Below are 17,533 nucleotides of genomic sequence, written 5' to 3'. Positions count from 1 at the left end.
TCATATGAAACTGTCATATGTTCAGGCAGGATTCTTTCTTGTATCATTATATAGATATTGTGGATTTTCAGAGTTTTCTGCTGCTATTTGAAAACCATTTCAGAAATTATTTCTGCAGTTTCTTAGCATGCTCAGATTTCGGCTCACAGGTAAGTTCAACACCCAGCTTACGGAACTCCAGGATATCCACCTGAGACAGAAGTACGGAAGTATGAACCTGGCAGCCTTTTAATTTCGGAATCTGCTGCAGGGCTAGCTTCGCATCTTCATTATCTGCGGCACTGATGGAAAGCGCGATCAGAGTTTCATCAGAGTGAAGTCTTGGATTTTTGCTTCCAAGGTATTCTGTCTTGAGCGCCTGAATCGGTTTTAATGCTTCCGGAGAGATAACATGTTTGTCATGATCGATTCCTGCCAGTTCTTTCAGTGCATTCAGAAGCAGTGCTGAAGATGCACCAAGAAGTTCAGAGGTCTTACCTGTAACAATATGTCCGTCAGGAAGTTCCATGGCAGCAGCAGGTGCACCTGTTTCTTCTTCACGTTTCAGTGCTGCAGGAACCACCTTGCGTTCTTCGATGGTCACATGAGCCTGTTTCAGCAGAAGCTCAATCTTATAAACTTCTTCTTCGCGGCCTGTTCCGCGAACCAGAGCTTCCATGCTCTTATAATATCTGCGGATGATCTCCTGACGTGCAGCTTCCTTGCAGACTTCATCATCAACGATGCAGTTACCGGCCATATTAACGCCCATATCTGTGGGAGATTTGTAAGGGCACTCGCCCATGATCTTTTCAAACATAGCCTGAAGAACAGGGAAAACTTCAACGTCACGGTTGTAGTTAATAGTAGTCTCACCATATGCTTCCAGATGGAACGGGTCGATCATGTTCACATCATTTAAGTCAGCAGTAGCTGCTTCATATGCCAGATTTACCGGATGCTTCAGCGGGATATTCCAGATTGGGAAAGTTTCAAATTTGGCATATCCTGCCTTGACACCGCGCTTGTATTCATGGTAAAGCTGAGAAAGGCAGGTGGCCATTTTTCCGCTTCCGGGTCCTGGAGCAGTGATGACAACCAGTGGTCTTGTTGTTTCGATATAATCGTTCTTGCCATATCCCTCATCACTTACAATAAAGGAAGTATTATTCGGATAACCCGGGATCAGATAAAGCACGTATACTTTGATTCCAAGCTTCTCCAGACGTTTCTTAAACGCATCTGCGCTTTCCTGTCCGGAATACTGGGTGATGCAGACACTTCCGACATAGAGTCCGCGCTCGGTAAATACTTCCATAAGGCGGAGTACATCTTCATCATAAGTGATACCCAGGTCACCTCTGACTTTATTTTTATCAATATCAGCAGCGCTGATTACAATAACGATCTCTGCCTGATCAGAAAGCTGCATCAGCATACGCAGTTTGCTGTCCGGCTCAAATCCCGGAAGAACTCTGGAAGCATGGTAGTCATCAAAAAGCTTGCCGCCAAATTCCAGATAAAGTTTGTTTCCAAACTGGTTAATACGTTCCCGAATATGTTCGGACTGCATTTTCAGATACTTGTCGTTGTCAAATCCTATCTTCATTTGTTCATTTCCTTTCCTCATCACATTTTTAGTACTGCTCATTTAGAATATCCCGGGACATACAGCGCAAATTTATGCGGTCAGCATAAATTCTGTGTATTGCGGAGTGCATTACCGGGAACGAAGTGAGCAGTAATCAGTTTGTCAATAGTATACTACAAATAAAGCCATTTGTAACAGGTGAATTTGTAAAACTTCATATAAATTTTATAGGGTTTATAGAAAGATATGCACAACTGGACACAATTTTCACAATCTCGCAGTTGATTTATACCCGAATTCTCTTTATAATAAGAACGATAACGTTTAGGAGGAATGAAATGGATAATCATATGGATAACAATCCGAATGGCAATCGTCCTGATAATAATAAAGGTCCGGGCAGACAGGACCCGAACAAGAATCATCAGTCGATACTGGCCTTTCTGGTATGCCTCCTGGTAACTCTGGTATGTTTCGCCATGTTTACCAATATGCTCAAGGATAATTCGAGTGAGATCACTTATGATAAATTTATTGAGATGGTAGATGATGGAGATGTGAAAGAGGTTACGCTTCAGTCAAATACACTGACGATCACGCCGAAACATCAGTCATCAGGATTTTCAGAAGAAGTTTATTATGCCAATCAGATGGAGTCAGTAGATAAGCTGACGGAGAGACTTGAGGGAACAGGAATCAAGTTTGAGTATAAGAAGCCGGATGCAGCAGGGGAAATTATTTCTATGCTGGTCAGTGTGCTTCTGCCAACGATTCTGCTCTTTGTACTTCTGACGGTATTTATGCGCCGCATGAATAAGGGCGGCGGAATGATGGGCGTTGGAAAGAGCCGCGCCAAAGCCTACATTCAGAAAGATACAGGAATTACTTTCAGGGATGTGGCAGGGCAGGATGAGGCCAAGGAATCACTGCAGGAGGTGGTGGATTTCCTGCATAATCCCGGCAAATATACCACCATCGGAGCGAAGCTGCCGAAAGGAGCTTTGCTTGTAGGACCTCCGGGAACCGGTAAAACACTTCTGGCAAAGGCAGTAGCAGGAGAGGCACATGTGCCGTTTTTCTCTCTGTCAGGTTCTGAGTTTGTGGAGATGTTTGTAGGTGTGGGTGCATCACGTGTCCGCGATCTCTTTGAGGAAGCAAAGAAGAATGCACCATGTATCATTTTTATTGATGAGATTGATGCAATCGGAAAGAGCCGAGATTCTCATTATGGCGGCGGCAATGATGAGCGTGAGCAGACCCTGAACCAGCTTCTTGCGGAAATGGACGGATTTGACACTTCAAAGGGACTTCTGATCCTGGCTGCTACCAACCGTCCGGAGGTTCTTGATCCGGCACTTCTTCGTCCGGGACGTTTTGACAGACGTGTCATTGTGGATAGACCGGATCTGAAGGGAAGAATCGAGATCCTGAAGGTTCATGCAAGAAATGTACATCTGGATGAGACTGTTGATTTTGAGAACATTGCACTTGCAACTTCCGGGGCAGTGGGTTCAGATCTGGCTAATATGATCAACGAGGCTGCTATCCTTGCTGTTAAGAGTGGACGCAGCGCAGTATCCCAGAAAGATCTTCTCGAAGCTGTTGAAGTAGTTCTGGTAGGTAAAGAGAAGAAGGACAGGATCCTCAGTGCACAGGAGCGCAGGATCGTATCTTATCATGAGGTAGGACATGCACTGGTAAGCGCCCTGCAGAAAGATGCAGAGCCTGTACAGAAGATTACTATTGTGCCGAGAACAATGGGGGCACTTGGTTATGTAATGCAGGTACCCGAGGAGGAGAAATATCTCAATACAAAGAAGGAACTGGAAGCAATGCTTGTGGGATATCTTGGCGGACGCGCAGCAGAGGAACTGGTATTTGATACTGTCACAACCGGGGCAGCCAATGATATTGAGCAGGCTACCAAGGTGGCAAGAGCCATGATCACACAGTACGGTATGTCCGACAAGTTCGGACTTATGGGTCTGGCTACACAGGAGAATCAGTATCTCAGCGGAAGAGCAGTGTTAAACTGCGGCGATGACACTGCCACAGAGGTTGACCATGAGGTGATGATACTTCTGCATAATTCCTATGAAGAAGCAAAGAGACTGATCGGCAGTCACAGAGAAGCACTTGATAAGATTGCTGCTTATCTGATCCGCAGGGAAACCATTACAGGTAAGGAATTTATGAAGATTTTCCATGCGGTAGAGCGTGGAATTGAGATTCCGGAAAATCTGGATGATCTGGTAATTCCGGAGGAAAAACAGAATACAGTAACGCTGGATAAGCCAGAGATTCAGTGATACAATAACAGAGTCGGAAATGAAATAATTTCCGGCTCTGTTTTCGTATCACTGAAAATTACGCTGTAATATCTCATGGATACGAAAAGCGTTCAGGGCAGGATTTTTTGTATAGAGGAGAGTTTATGTTTCAGATAGAAGAAGAACTGAAAAAACTTCCGGGTAAGCCGGGGGTTTATATTATGCATGGGGAGAAGGACGAGATCATCTATGTTGGAAAAGCCGTCAGTCTGAAAAACAGGGTGCGTCAATATTTCCAGAGCAGCAGAAATAAGGGCGCAAAGATTGAACAGATGGTTACCCATATCACCAGATTTGAGTATATTATCACAGATTCGGAACTGGAAGCCCTTGTGCTGGAGTGTAATCTGATCAAGGAGCACAGACCGAAATATAATACCATGCTCAAAGATGATAAGAGTTATCCGTTTATCAAAGTCACAGTAAATGAGGAATATCCCAGAGTTCTTTTTGCCAGAAGAATGAAGAAAGACAAGGCGAAATATTTCGGACCATATACAAGTGCCGGGGCTGTAAAAGATGTGATCGAGCTTGTGCGAAAACTTTATAAGGTGCGATCCTGTAATCGGGTACTGCCAAGAGATTGTGGGAAGGACCGTCCATGTCTGTACTATCACATGAAACAATGCAGCGCGCCATGCCAGGGCTATGTGAGTTCAGAAGAATATAAGAAAAATATCGCAGAACTGCTGAAATTTCTCAATGGAGACTTTAAGGATACGATTGATATGCTTACCGACAAAATGATGGCAGCTTCCGAAGAAATGCGTTTTGAGGATGCCATGGAATACCGGGATCTGATCCGCAGTATCCAGAAAATCGGAGAACGTCAGAAAATTACAGGTTACGGAGAGGAAGATAAGGATATCATCGCTGTTGCCATGGATGAAAGCCTTGATCTGCGGGAGCAGGATGCTGTTGTACAGGTATTCTTTGTCCGGGGAGGCAAACTGATCGGGCGGGAGCATTTCTATCTGCGTGTGGCGCGTGGCGATACAAAGGCTCAGGTATTATCCAGCTTTATGAAGCAATTTTATGCCGGAACTCCGTTTATCCCACGTGAGATCATGCTGCAAAAAGAAATCGAAGATGCCAAGATCATAGAGGAATGGCTTACAGATCGAAGAAAGCAGCGAGTCTATATCAGGGTACCGAAGAAAGGTACGAAAGAGAAGCTGGTAGAGCTGGCAGAAGAGAATGCAAAGATGGTTCTGGATAAAGACAGAGAGCGTATCAAACGTGAAGAAGGAAGAACCATCGGAGCAGTTCATGAAGTGGAAGAGTGGCTTGGACTGTCGGGAATCAGGCGTATGGAGGCTTATGATATTTCCAATATCAGTGGTTTTGAATCTGTAGGTTCCATGGTTGTCTATGAGAAAGGAAAGCCAAAGCGCAGTGATTACCGCAAATTTAAGATAAAGTGGGTTCAGGGACCGAACGATTATGCAAGCATGGAAGAAGTACTTACCAGACGATTTACTCATGAGGGAAAAGATGAGTTTGACAGCTTTTCTATTATGCCGGATCTGATCCTGATGGATGGTGGAAGAGGACAGGTGAATATTGCGTTAAAAGTCCTGAAAATTCTGGGAATAGAGATTCCTGTCTGCGGTATGGTCAAGGATGACCATCACAGAACCAGAGGACTGTATTACAATAATCTTGAAATTCCCATTGATACAGACAGTGAAGGCTTCCGCCTGATCACCAGAATCCAGGATGAGGCGCACCGTTTTGCCATTGAATTTCACCGATCTCTGAGAAGTAAAGAACAGGTGCATTCCCTGTTGGATGATATCCCTGGTATCGGTGAAACCAGGCGGAAAGCATTGATGCGGAAATTTAAATCCATTGAGAATATCAGAGATGCATCACTGGAAGAACTTACAGAGACAGAAAGCATGAATGCAGGAAGTGCACAGAAAGTTTATGAATTTTTTCATGGAGCTAGTACATCGTTTTCGAAATAATTATACCACTCACTTGTCTGCGAATCCGATTGCACAGGTCTAAAAGCCTCAGCGTAGCCCGCTACGCCTGCGTTTTTATACTAGCACACTCGAATCCGCATCCTACGCGATTGGTATAGTTATTTACGGCACACTGGTGAGAAAAAAATATAAAATATGTAAAAATATTCCTGGGTTCTTCTACATATTACCCAAAGACTCTCGCTTTTTGTAATTGAAGTTGTATATAGTGATGTGATATAATAAAAAAGACGTGAAATTTACTATGAAAGTTTCGGACGACAGCTATAAATGAGTTATGTCTGTATGAGCAGGTTTTGAGATAGCGGACAGACCGGGCTTTCAGATTTTGAACTGAAAAGGAGAAATAAATGAAGGGTGTACAGTTGACAAAATTAGTTCAGGAACTGGGACTTCACAACCTGACTCCTGAAATTGATCTGTCTGAGATTGTGATCAAGACAGCGGAGATCAACAGACCGGCATTGCAGCTGACAGGATATCTGGAGCATTTTGCAAATGAACGGGTACAGATCATCGGATATGTAGAGTATACTTATCTGATGCAGCTCAGTGATGAGGAACGGAAATTTAAATATGAAAGATTTATTTCCAGCAAGATTCCCTGTGTAATTTTCAGTACAATGACAAGACCATCACAGGATATGATCGATCTGGCAGTTAAATATAATGTTCCGACTTTCGTGACAGAGCGTACAACTTCCAGTTTTATGGCTGAAATTATCCGCTGGTTAGGTGTACAGCTTGCACCATGTATTTCCATCCATGGTGTGCTTGTGGATGTATATGGTGAAGGTGTCCTGATCACAGGTGAGAGCGGAATTGGCAAGAGTGAGGCTGCGCTGGAACTGATCAAACGAGGACATCGTCTTGTCAGTGATGATGTTGTAGAACTTCGTAAAGTCAGTGATGTGACGCTGGTGGGTTCGGCACCGGATATCACAAGACATTTCATTGAGCTTCGTGGTATCGGTATTATCGATGTCAAAACTCTGTTTGGTGTTGAGAGCGTTAAGGATACACAGTCTGTGGATCTGGTTATCAAACTGGAAGAGTGGGACAGAGACAAAGAATATGACCGTCTCGGCCTGCATGAGGAATATACAGAGTATCTTGGAAATAAGATTGTATGCCATTCTCTGCCTATCCGTCCGGGACGTAATCTGGCTATTATCGTTGAATCTGCGGCAGTTAACCACAGACAGAAGAAGATGGGATACAATGCAGCGGAAGAGCTGTACAAACGTGTTCAGGCAAACCTTGCAAAGAAACGTGAAGAAAAATAATTTAAAGTAATTTGGAGGATATCAGATATTATGGGAAAGTATTGTTTTGGAATTGACGTTGGTGGTACATCTGTAAAATGTGGACTCTTTCAGACAGACGGAGTCTTAGTTGAGAAATGGGAAATTCCTACACGTAAGGAGAACAGTGGAGAAGCAATCCTGCCGGATATTGCAAAGACAATCCTTGACAAGATCGCAGAGCGTAAGCTGGATAAAGAAGAAATCGACGGTGTGGGAATCGGGGTACCGGGACCTGTTAATGAGAGAGGGGAAGTGCCATGTGCGGTAAACCTTTTCTGGGGCTTTAAAGAAGTTACTAAGGAACTGACAGAACTGACAGGACTTCCGTCCAAAGCAGGAAACGATGCCAATGTAGCAGCACTTGGCGAAGCATGGAAAGGCGCAGCAGCAGGAGCTAAGAACGTTATTCTTGTAACTCTTGGAACAGGTGTCGGCGGTGGAATCATCGTTGATGGAAAGATTGTTGGCGGTGCTCATGGTGCAGGTGGAGAAATCGGTCATGCAGCAGTTGACCATGAAGAAAAGGAAGCCTGCAACTGTGGTAACTGTGGATGTCTGGAGCAGTATGCGTCTGCAACAGGTATCGTTCGCGTGGCACAGAGAACTCTGGCTGCTACAGATGAGCAGACTGTTCTTCGCAAATTTACAAAACTTTCAGCAAAGAATGTTCTGGATGCTTTTAAAGAGGGCGACAAAGTAGCCTGCGATGTTATGGCACAGGTAGGAGAAATGCTTGGCGGAACACTTGCCATGTTTGCATGTGTGACAGATCCGGAAGCCATCGTTATCGGCGGTGGTGTTTCCAAAGCCGGACAGCCATTGATCGACTGTATTCAGAAATACTATGAGAAATATGCTTTTACAGCATGCAAGAAAACACCGATCATTCTTGCAACTCTCGGAAATGATGCAGGTATTTACGGATCTGCGCGTATGGTTATTAAAGAAGTATAATATCTGAGAATCAATTTTGAAAATATATAAAAAATCCACAGTCCTGAGTTGACAGGACTGTGGATTTTTTGCAGTACAGGAACATCATTCGGAGGTGCTCCTGTACCGGTATTTTTGCATTAATAATAGTCGACCTGATAAGAGGAATCATCCTCGTTACCGTCACCGTTGTCATCGCTTCCGCCGGTATTATCAGTACCATCGTCACCGCTGTTACCGTTGTCATCAGTATTGTTATTGTCACCACTGTTGTCGGTATCTCCATTATCAGAGCTTTCGCTGTTATCAGTGTCAGTGGTGTTGTCAGTCTGATCAGAGGAATCTGTATCATAATTATAGTCATAATCATCACTGTCATAGAAATGCTGGTCACAGTATTCAGTAGGCATGGTACCTACGTCAAAGTATTCAGTGATCACCGGACAGCCGGCTCTTGGAAGAAGTCCGGTTTCCTCGCAGACACTTAACTTTTCTACACTTGCAGGCTTCTCGAATTCTTTGGAAGGAAGTCCCTCATGGATACGAGTCATAACCTTTTTCCATAAAGCTTTGTGGAAGTTACGCGCATAATCAGGTAATTTCTCATTGTTGTCATAACCGGACCATACTGCGCATGTATAATATGGTGTATAACCCACAAACCACAAGTCGTTATAGGCTTCGGTTGTACCTGTTTTTCCGGCAACAGGCATATTGTCAAGCTGGCAGGCTGTACCTGTACCCTGTTTTACAACATCCTCCATTGCACTGGTGAGAAGAAAAGCAGTACTTTCTTTGATTACGGAACGTTCGGCAGCAGTATTCTCGATCAGGACGTTTCCATTGTGATCCAGGATTTTTGTATAATAAATCGGTTTGATGTAGTTTCCACCGTTTGCGATGGCTGCATAGGATGCACACAGTTCAACATTTGTGACACCGCGGGTGATGCCGCCAAGCGCAGTGGCAAGGTTTGCATCGCTCCATACATTACCATTGGCATCTTTGTCAGCCTCTGTTCCATGAGCAAGGGTTGTAAAACCAAAGTTGTCCAGATATTTCAATCCAAGATCAGGAGTTACTTTTTCCAGACACTTGACGGCTACAACGTTAATGGAATTCTGGATCGCAGTACGGATCGTGGTTGTTCCGTTGTAAGAACGGGTTGCGTTGTTTACAGGGGAACCATCCGGATATTCATAAGGTTCGTCTTCAAATGTTGTTGCAAGAGTCATGCCTTTTTCATTTAAAGCAGGTGCATAAGTGGACACGATCTTAAAGGTAGAACCAGGCTGTCTGGTAGTGTCCGTTGCCCGGTTCAGTGTAAGACTTGCCGTTTTCTCTCCACGACCACCGATCAGAGCTTTTACATAGCCGGTATGCTGGTCGATCACACTCATGGAAGACTGTGGCTGAGGTGCGAAATTGACACGCTCTGCAAGAACTTTACTTCCGTTGGCGAGTATGCTTGCCTTATATTTGTCTACATAAGTCTGTCCATCTTCCGGGGAATCGAACAGAAGATCGAAATCGGGATCCTCATTCTGAAAATAAAGCTGCAGCATTTCCTTACTGTAGTTTACCTGATTTCCATTAGGATCGGTAACCGTCAGGGCATAGTCAAGTTCATACTGGACAGTGTCCGGATAATTGGAAGGATCTGCATATTCCTCATCCAGGATATTCTGGATCTTGGAATCCTGTGTTGTATATACTTTAAGTCCGCCGCTGTAGAGAAGATTGGTTGCCTGTTTTTTGGTGTAACCTTTGATATTCATCAGGTCGTTGATGATCTGATCTGTCAGTTCATCTTCAAAATATGTGTAAACAGTATTCTCAGTGCTGGAGTTCTTTTCCTGAGCGGCCTGGATACGGGAATAAACATCATCTGCAAGAGCTTCATCATACTGATCCTGAGTAATATAGTTCTGATCCAGCATATGCTGGAGAACTTCCTTGCGTCTCTTCCTGTTGCTGTCAGGATTGATGATCGGGTTAAATTTCGTCGGGTTCTGTGTGATACCTGCCAGAGTTACACATTCAGAAAGATTCAGATCCCATACATCCTTGTCAAAATACTGTCGTGCGGCAGCCTGTACACCGTAGGAACCGGCACCCAGGTTAATTGTGTTCAGGTAATTCTCAAGAATGGTGTCTTTATCAGTTTTTTTCTCAACCTGGACAGCAAGGTACTGTTCCTGGATTTTTCGCGTAAATCTTTCCAGCTGAGTAGATTCACTGGTCCAGTTGGTAAATACGTTATTCTTAAGAAGCTGCTGTGTGATCGTACTGGCACCTTCTGAGAAATCTCCGGTAGTGAGAGCTTTCATTCCGGCACGAAGAATACCTTTTACGTCAATACCGTTATGTTCATAGAAACGTTCATCCTCAATTGCGACAACTGCATGCTGCAGATCAACAGGTATCTGATCGAGAGTGACAGGCAGTCGGTTGGAATCCGGAGCAGCCAGTTTACGGATCTGATTCCCTGCATCATCGTAGAGAAAGGTTGCATAGCCCAGTGGCATAATATCAATATCATCAACATCAGGAGCAGTATCAATTACACCCCTGAATGACCCCACACCCAGACAGGTTACTGCGATGCAGAGTGCTATCAGTGATACGAACAGGACTCTGATGAAAGAAACTCTGGCGCGCTTTCCCATCATGGAAGAACGGGAGATCAGTGCCGTCCGTTTCTTTGCAGTCGACTTTTTACCGTAGTTCATGTTAAACCTCCTTTATAATCCGTTCTATTATATCAAATAAGAATAAGTAAATAAAGCAGAAAAATAAAAATTCACAATTGCTTTTGGATCTTTTTAATGGTTATTGTGTTTTTTTACAGGATTAGTATACACTGTGCTGGCACATTTTTGTAATTCATGGTACACTGAGTCAATAAGAGAACGGAAAGAGGAGTATGAGACATGCTTGAGAAATATAAGACAGTTTACGAGGGCGGGGAAGGCGAGATCGTGGAAAAGAAATCCAGATTTATTGCTACAGTGCGTCCTGTACAGACCGAAGAGGAGGCACTGGCCTTTATAGAGGAAATGAAGAAGAAATATTGGGATGCCAGACATAACTGCTATGTATATTCGGTGGGAAAGAACAGGGAATATACCAGATGCAGTGACGATGGTGAGCCGTCAGGCACTGCGGGAAGACCAATGCTGGATGTAATCCTGGGGGAAGATATTTATAATGTGGCAGCAGTAGTTACCAGATATTTTGGAGGGATACTTCTTGGAACAGGAGGTCTTGTCAGAGCATATTCCAGGAGTCTGCAGGAAGGTCTTGCCGCCAGCACAGTGATTGAGAAAACCTACGGAATTTCTATGGAAGTAGTTACGGATTATACCGGGATAGGCAAGATCCAGTATATTGCCGGAGAACAGAAATTACCGATCCTTGATTCTGAATACACTGACAGGGTAGTTCTGCATTTGCTGGTTCCGGCGGATCAGATTGCATTTGTAGAAAAAGCAATCACCGAGGGAACAAATGGAAGAGCGAAGATGAAGAAAGAGAAAGATCTTTACTATTCAGTGATTGACGGTGAAGTGAAAGTATTTACGGACTGATAAAATATGCCCCATGCAGCCTGAAAACTGCATGGGGCATAAACAGTCAGCGAATCAGCATTTCTCCGGTTCCGGATAATCAACACCGAAAGTTTCTACTGTCATGGATTTGATTTTCTGCTCGTCAAGCGGACGGTCGCTGTAATCGGTATCTTCTTCTGCAATACGGTTTACAACATCCATTCCTTCAGTGATCTTGCCGAATGCAGCATAAGCACCGTCAAGATGCGGAGCATCTTTGTGCATGATAAAGAACTGGCTTCCTGCTGAGTTTGGATGCATGGCGCGTGCCATGGAAAGAACACCTGCGGTATGTTTCAGATCATTTTTAAATCTGTTCTGAGTGAATTCACCCTTAATGCTGTATCCCGGACCGCCCATACCTGTTCCGTCCGGGCATCCTCCCTGGATCATGAAACCGTTGATCACACGATGGAAAATAAGTCCGTCATAGAAGCCTTTTTTTACAAGACTGATAAAGTTATTAACTGTATTCGGTGCAATCTCAGGATATAATTCTGCTTTCATCACATCGCCATTATCCATGGTAATTGTAACTATCGGATTTGCCATAGTTTCAAGTCTCCTTTTCAAAAAGTATTGTATTTCGCTGTTCGCTCTATTATAATATGCAAAGAACAATTCTGCAAGAAAAAGGTGGAAAAGATGATTATAGAGACAAAAACACCACAGGAAACATTTGAGGTGGGAAAGAAGATCGGAGAGAATGCGAAACCGGGTCAGATTTATACTCTGACAGGTGATCTTGGAGTTGGAAAAACCGTATTTACCCAGGGAGTTGCGGCAGGGCTTGGAATCACAGAGCCTATCTGCAGCCCGACATTCACGATCATTCAGGAATACGAAAGCGGACGTCTTCCTTTATATCATTTTGATGTTTACCGTATCGGTGACATTGAGGAAATGGAAGAAATCGGATATGACGATTATTTCTTCGGACAGGGAATCTGTCTGATCGAATGGGCTGATCTGATTGAAGAAATCCTTCCGGAAAAGCTGATCAAAGTAACCATAGAGAAAGATCTGGAGAAAGGCTTTGATTATAGAAGGATTACAGTGATTGGTCCGGAGAACAGTTAGGAGGTAGAAATGAAAATTTTAGCTTTGGACAGCTCAGGAATTGTTGCATCTGTAGCAGTTGTGGAAGATGATACATTACTGGCTGAGTATACTGTAAATTATAAGAAAACACATTCTCAGACTTTGCTTCCGATGTTAGATGAGATTGTGAAGATGACGGAACTGGAACTGGAATCCGTAGATGCTATTGCAGTGGCAGCGGGACCGGGATCCTTTACAGGACTCCGTATCGGCTCGGCAACAGCCAAAGGCCTGGGACTTGCCCTGAAGAAACCATTGGTAGCAGTACCGACAGTAGATGCACTGGCATATAATCTTTATGATGCACAGGGATTGATCTGTCCGATCATGGATGCCAGAAGAAAGCAGGTATATACAGGAATTTACAGATTTGAAGAGCATCAGCTTATGACTTTGAAAGAACAGTGGGCAGCACCGATCGAGGAACTGCTGGAAGAACTGAATCAGAGAGGAGAGATGGTTACATTTTTGGGAGACGGTGTACCTGTATTTCGTGAACTGATCGCAGAGAAACTGCAGGTTCCGTATTCTTTTGCACCGGCTCATGTAAATAAACAGAGAGCAGCGGCAGTGGCAGCTCTTGGCAGTATTTATTATAAAGAAGGACGCACAGAGATTGCTATGGAACATATCCCGGAATATCTCCGCGTTTCCCAGGCAGAGCGTGAGCGTGCAGAGAGAGAAAAAGAGCAGAAACCGGCAGGTACAAAAATATGATCCTGCGGGAAATGCTTGTGGATGACCTGGATCAGGTAATGGAGATTGAGCAGGATCTTTTTCATGTGCCATGGACAAAAGAAGGTTTTTTTACTTTTATGACCAGGGATGATGCCATGTTTCTGGTGGTGGAAGAGAAAGAAAAGATTCTGGGTTACTGCGGTCTTCTTATGGTTCTGGATGAGGGAGATATTACCAATGTGGCTGTGCGCAGGGACAGACAAAAAGAAGGAATTGGCGCTTTTCTGATGCAGAGCCTGATCCGCCTTGCAGCAGAGAGGGAGGTTACGACAATCCATCTGGAAGTACGTGTGGGAAATGAGACTGCAATCCGTCTCTATGAACGTATGGGATTTACCGGAGATGGAATACGTAAGGCATATTACAGTGATCCTGTGGAGGATGCGCTGCTTATGACCAGACATCCCGAATGAAAAAGAAATGAAAGCAGAAAAAATCAGCAGCCGGACCATACACCTTTTAAGGGAATTGCCGGAAGCTGGAAAATAGAGGGAATATATGTTAGATGTATGTTTAGTTGGAACCGGTGGAATGATGCCTCTGCCTCGCAGATGGTTGACTGCGCTTATGACAAGATATAACGGGAGCAGTCTGCTCATTGACTGTGGTGAAGGTACTCAGGTAGCAATTAAGGAGAAGGGATGGAGCTTTAAACCTATTGATGTGATTTGTTTTACTCATTATCATGGAGATCATATCAGCGGGCTTCCGGGACTTCTTCTTACTATGGGAAATGCAGACCGCACAGAACCATTGACTCTGGTAGGTCCCAAAGGTCTGGAGAGAGTAGTCAATGCACTTCGCGTCATTGCACCGGAGCTTCCGTTTGAAATTAAATTTATTGAGATTACACAGCCGGAGCAGGTCATTGAATTAAATGGCTATCGTATTACGGCTTTTAAAGTGAACCATAATGTACTCTGTTATGGCTATACCCTTGAGATTCTCCGCCAGGGAAAATTCTCGGCTGAGAGAGCGAAAGAGCAGGATATTCCACTGAAATACTGGAATCCGCTCCAGAAAGGGCAGACCATCGAAGCAGACGGTATTACCTATACACCGGAGATGGTACTTGGACCTGCGAGAAAAGGAATCAGGCTTACTTATACAACAGATACCAGACCAACAGAATCTATCCTGCGAAATGCAAAGGAATCGGATCTGTTTATCTGTGAAGGAATGTACGGAGAAGATGACAAAGCAGACAAAGCACGCGGATACAAGCATATGACTTTCCGCGAGGCGGCGGTTTTGGCTCGTGATGCCCGGGTAAAGGAGATGTGGCTGACACATTACAGTCCGTCTCTGGTCAGACCGGATGAGTTTATGGATAAAGTTCGTGAAATTTTTCCAAATGCATATCCGGGAAAAGACGGAAAGAGTCTGGAATTGAATTTTGAGGAATAATATGTCACTGAAACTGATTATGAACAAGTAGTAAAACGGATGACTTATCCGTCGGATATATGAGGAACAGAAAATGAAAGATACATTAATTCTTGCAATTGAGAGTTCCTGTGATGAGACTGCAGCTTCTGTTGTCAAAAACGGAAGAACTATTCTGTCAAATGTGATCTCTTCACAGATCGCTCTTCATACTTTATACGGTGGGGTAGTTCCGGAAATTGCTTCCCGTAAACATATTGAAAAGATTAACCAGGTAATTGAACAGGCACTGGCAGATGCAGATGTAACTCTTGATGATCTGGATGCAATTGGTGTCACTTATGGTCCGGGACTTGTAGGTGCACTTCTTGTGGGCGTTGCTGAGGCGAAGGCCATTGCTTATGCAAAGAAGCTTCCACTGGTAGGGGTCCACCATATTGAGGGCCATGTGTCAGCAAATTATATTGAACATCCGGATCTTGAACCTCCATTTTTATGTCTGATCGTGTCAGGAGGACATACACACCTTGTGATCGTTAAGGATTATGGAGAATTTGAAATCCTGGGACGTACCCGTGATGATGCTGCAGGCGAAGCTTTTGACAAAGTTGCAAGAGCTATCGGACTGGGATATCCGGGAGGACCAAAGGTAGACAAGCTCTCTAAAGAGGGAAATCCCAATGCAATTGAGTTTCCAAAAGCTAAAATTGGAGATTGTCCGTACGATTTCAGCTTCAGTGGTGTAAAATCAGCAGTGTTGAATTATATTAATCATGCGCAGATGACCGGAGAAGAGATAAACAGAGCAGATCTGGCAGCATCTTTCCAGAAAGCGGTAGTTGATGTGCTGGTGGAGCATACAATGCTTGCAGCCAAAGATTATGGGATGACTAAGATTGCAATTGCAGGCGGAGTGGCTTCGAATGGAACGTTAAGAGCGGCAATGGAAGAAGCATGTAAGAAAAATAATTACAGTTTTTATCGGCCGTCACCGATCTTCTGTACAGACAATGCAGCAATGATCGGAGTAGCTGCTTATTATGAATATATTAAAGGTACACGTCATGGCTGGGATCTGAATGCTATGCCGAATCTTAAACTGGGAGAGCGTTGAGATGTCAGAAAGAAATACGGCCATTGTTCTGGCAGCAGGGCAGGGAAAAAGAATGCACAGTAAAGTACAGAAGCAGTTCCTGGAGATACAGGGATACCCGGTTCTGTATTATTCCCTGCGCTGTTTTCAGGAAAGTCCGCTGATTCAGGATATTATTCTTGTGACAGGAGAGGAATCTATCTCCTACTGTAAAGAAGAAATCGTGCAAAAATATGGATTTACAAAGGTATCGGCAGTAATCCCGGGAGGAAAAGAACGCTATGATTCTGTCTATGCAGGTCTTTGTGAATGCAGAGACTGTGAATATGTATTGATCCATGACGGTGCAAGACCTTTTGTGACAGAAGAAATTCTTAAACGTGGTCTGCAGAAAGTGAAGGAAACAGGTGCATGTGTGATTGGTATGCCTTCTAAAGATACAGTCAAACTTTCTGATGAAGAGGGATATGTAAAAGAAACTCCAAACAGAAAGTGTGTGTGGACAATTCAGACCCCGCAGATTTTTTCGTATTCACTGATACGTGAGGCTCATGACAGCATTCGTCAGAAAGATATGAGCAAAATTACAGATGATGCCATGGTAGTAGAGCAGGAGACAGGGGCAAAGGTTGCTCTGGCAGAGGGATCTTATCAGAATATTAAGATCACAACACCGGAGGATCTTGATATCGCGGAAGCATTTTTGAAACATTAAAGAATGTTTGGTGATTGAAAAATGCCGTATTTTAGCGGGTTTTATGGGAAATCTGGGAAGATAAAAATAAAAATTGAAAAAAATGTAAAAAAGTTGTTGACAGATGCGGGTATTGATGCTAGAATATCACTTGCGTCGGCGGTGAGAACACAACGAACGCAGTCAACAACATATGGAGAGATATCGAAGTGGTCATAACGAGGCGGTCTTGAAAACCGTTTGTCCGCAAGGGCGCGTGGGTTCGAATCCCACTCTCTCCGCTTGTCAAGTTACTTAAAAAGTTTTGAAAAAAGTACTTGACAAACAAATGAAAAGTGCGATATAATGCACAAGGTTCTTCGGTGAAAACGAAGAGAATTAAATAAAGACACGAGAGTGTAAAGAAAGTCGTTTCTGTGAAACGACGAATCTAGGGCAATTTGGAGAAGTACCCAAGCTGGCCGAAGGGGCTCCCCTGGAAAGGGAGTAGGTCGTTAATAGCGGCGCGAGGGTTCAAATCCCTCCTTCTCCGTTCTTTCTTGAGAAAAGAAAGTAAAAAAGTTCTTGACAAAGCGAAAGAGTTATGATAAACTCGAAAAGCTGTTGAAAAGAATGAATGTTGAAGAAGTTTGAAAAAACTTATTAAAAAGTTCTTGACAAACAGAAGACAACATGTTAAAATAGCAGAGCTGTCGCAAGACGGACAACCTTGATAACTAAACAGTGAAACACATACGATTCTCGAAAATTCTTTACATTTTTAAGAACGGTTTGAAAAA

The 17,533-nt window shown here is 43.7% G+C and carries 14 protein-coding genes and 2 tRNA genes; 13 read left to right on the top strand and 3 right to left on the bottom strand.

Going from position 1 to position 17,533, the window contains the following annotated elements:
• Nucleotides 1-106 precede the first annotated feature (106 nt).
• Nucleotides 107-1,588, bottom strand: a complete 1,482-nt coding sequence (locus tag ACESZG_RS18020; RefSeq protein WP_055153279.1) for a DUF1846 domain-containing protein — start codon at nucleotides 1,586-1,588, stop codon at nucleotides 107-109.
• 320 nt (nucleotides 1,589-1,908) lie between these two features.
• Here ACESZG_RS18020 and ftsH point away from each other — a divergent pair, with 320 nt between their 5' ends.
• The 4 genes from ftsH to ACESZG_RS18000 all read left to right on the top strand — a co-directional run bounded on the left by ftsH (nucleotide 1,909) and on the right by ACESZG_RS18000 (nucleotide 8,152).
• Entirely contained in the window at nucleotides 1,909-3,879 is a 1,971-nt protein-coding gene (ftsH, locus tag ACESZG_RS18015; protein WP_195382956.1) for an ATP-dependent zinc metalloprotease FtsH, read from the top strand.
• Nucleotides 3,880-4,004: 125 nt separating this feature from the next.
• Entirely contained in the window at nucleotides 4,005-5,870 is a 1,866-nt protein-coding gene (uvrC, locus tag ACESZG_RS18010) for an excinuclease ABC subunit UvrC (RefSeq protein ID WP_368211139.1), read from the top strand.
• A gap of 371 nt (nucleotides 5,871-6,241) precedes the next feature.
• The gene (gene hprK / locus ACESZG_RS18005; protein ID WP_008705888.1) at nucleotides 6,242-7,177 is read left to right on the top strand and encodes an HPr(Ser) kinase/phosphatase; all 936 of its coding nucleotides are present in this window, start codon (nucleotides 6,242-6,244) and stop codon (nucleotides 7,175-7,177) included.
• 30 nt (nucleotides 7,178-7,207) lie between these two features.
• On the top strand, nucleotides 7,208-8,152 hold the full coding sequence (locus ACESZG_RS18000) for an ROK family glucokinase (protein ID WP_022379920.1): 945 nt from the start codon (nucleotides 7,208-7,210) through the stop codon (nucleotides 8,150-8,152).
• A 119-nt stretch (nucleotides 8,153-8,271) separates the two neighbouring features.
• Here the strand turns inward: ACESZG_RS18000 and ACESZG_RS17995 are convergent, their stop codons facing one another.
• Complete coding sequence (locus ACESZG_RS17995) at nucleotides 8,272-10,863, bottom strand: transglycosylase domain-containing protein (RefSeq protein WP_373218880.1); 2,592 nt, start codon at nucleotides 10,861-10,863, stop codon at nucleotides 8,272-8,274.
• A gap of 201 nt (nucleotides 10,864-11,064) precedes the next feature.
• Here ACESZG_RS17995 and ACESZG_RS17990 point away from each other — a divergent pair, with 201 nt between their 5' ends.
• A complete protein-coding gene (locus tag ACESZG_RS17990; RefSeq protein ID WP_008705884.1) occupies nucleotides 11,065-11,721 on the top strand; it encodes a YigZ family protein in 657 nt (218 codons plus the stop codon).
• 54 nt (nucleotides 11,722-11,775) lie between these two features.
• On the opposite strand, the gene ACESZG_RS17985 is transcribed toward ACESZG_RS17990, so the two are convergent.
• Nucleotides 11,776-12,294 carry a peptidylprolyl isomerase gene (locus tag ACESZG_RS17985; protein WP_020993454.1) on the bottom strand — a complete coding sequence of 173 codons (519 nt, stop codon included), beginning with the start codon at nucleotides 12,292-12,294 and terminating at the stop codon, nucleotides 11,776-11,778.
• 93 nt (nucleotides 12,295-12,387) lie between these two features.
• Between ACESZG_RS17985 and tsaE the strand changes: the two genes are divergently transcribed.
• The 8 genes from tsaE to ACESZG_RS17945 all read left to right on the top strand — a co-directional run bounded on the left by tsaE (nucleotide 12,388) and on the right by ACESZG_RS17945 (nucleotide 17,286).
• Nucleotides 12,388-12,822: a tRNA (adenosine(37)-N6)-threonylcarbamoyltransferase complex ATPase subunit type 1 TsaE gene (tsaE, locus tag ACESZG_RS17980; RefSeq protein WP_008705880.1), complete on the top strand. Its 435-nt coding sequence runs from the start codon at nucleotides 12,388-12,390 to the stop codon at nucleotides 12,820-12,822.
• A 9-nt stretch (nucleotides 12,823-12,831) separates the two neighbouring features.
• Entirely contained in the window at nucleotides 12,832-13,560 is a 729-nt protein-coding gene (gene tsaB, locus ACESZG_RS17975) for a tRNA (adenosine(37)-N6)-threonylcarbamoyltransferase complex dimerization subunit type 1 TsaB (RefSeq protein WP_373218877.1), read from the top strand.
• On the top strand, nucleotides 13,557-13,994 hold the full coding sequence (gene rimI / locus ACESZG_RS17970; protein ID WP_025580163.1) for a ribosomal protein S18-alanine N-acetyltransferase: 438 nt from the start codon (nucleotides 13,557-13,559) through the stop codon (nucleotides 13,992-13,994). The genes tsaB and rimI overlap by 4 nt, the downstream gene beginning before the upstream one ends.
• 85 nt (nucleotides 13,995-14,079) lie before the next feature.
• Nucleotides 14,080-14,988 carry a ribonuclease Z gene (locus ACESZG_RS17965; protein ID WP_008705877.1) on the top strand — a complete coding sequence of 303 codons (909 nt, stop codon included), beginning with the start codon at nucleotides 14,080-14,082 and terminating at the stop codon, nucleotides 14,986-14,988.
• Nucleotides 14,989-15,061: 73 nt separating this feature from the next.
• Complete coding sequence (gene tsaD, locus ACESZG_RS17960) at nucleotides 15,062-16,081, top strand: tRNA (adenosine(37)-N6)-threonylcarbamoyltransferase complex transferase subunit TsaD (RefSeq protein WP_368211141.1); 1,020 nt, start codon at nucleotides 15,062-15,064, stop codon at nucleotides 16,079-16,081.
• A gap of 1 nt (nucleotide 16,082) precedes the next feature.
• On the top strand, nucleotides 16,083-16,775 hold the full coding sequence (gene ispD / locus ACESZG_RS17955) for a 2-C-methyl-D-erythritol 4-phosphate cytidylyltransferase (RefSeq protein WP_008705875.1): 693 nt from the start codon (nucleotides 16,083-16,085) through the stop codon (nucleotides 16,773-16,775).
• A 174-nt stretch (nucleotides 16,776-16,949) separates the two neighbouring features.
• Nucleotides 16,950-17,035, top strand: a tRNA-Ser gene (locus ACESZG_RS17950).
• Between the two features lie 161 nt (nucleotides 17,036-17,196).
• Nucleotides 17,197-17,286: transfer RNA gene (locus tag ACESZG_RS17945), tRNA-Ser, on the top strand.
• Nucleotides 17,287-17,533 lie beyond the last annotated feature (247 nt).

The organism is Blautia sp. Marseille-P2398 (genome assembly GCF_964240315.1).
GTDB classification, from domain to species: Bacteria; Bacillota; Clostridia; order Lachnospirales; family Lachnospiraceae; genus Blautia_A; species Blautia_A wexlerae.
This window is presented reverse-complemented; position numbering and strand designations above follow the sequence as displayed.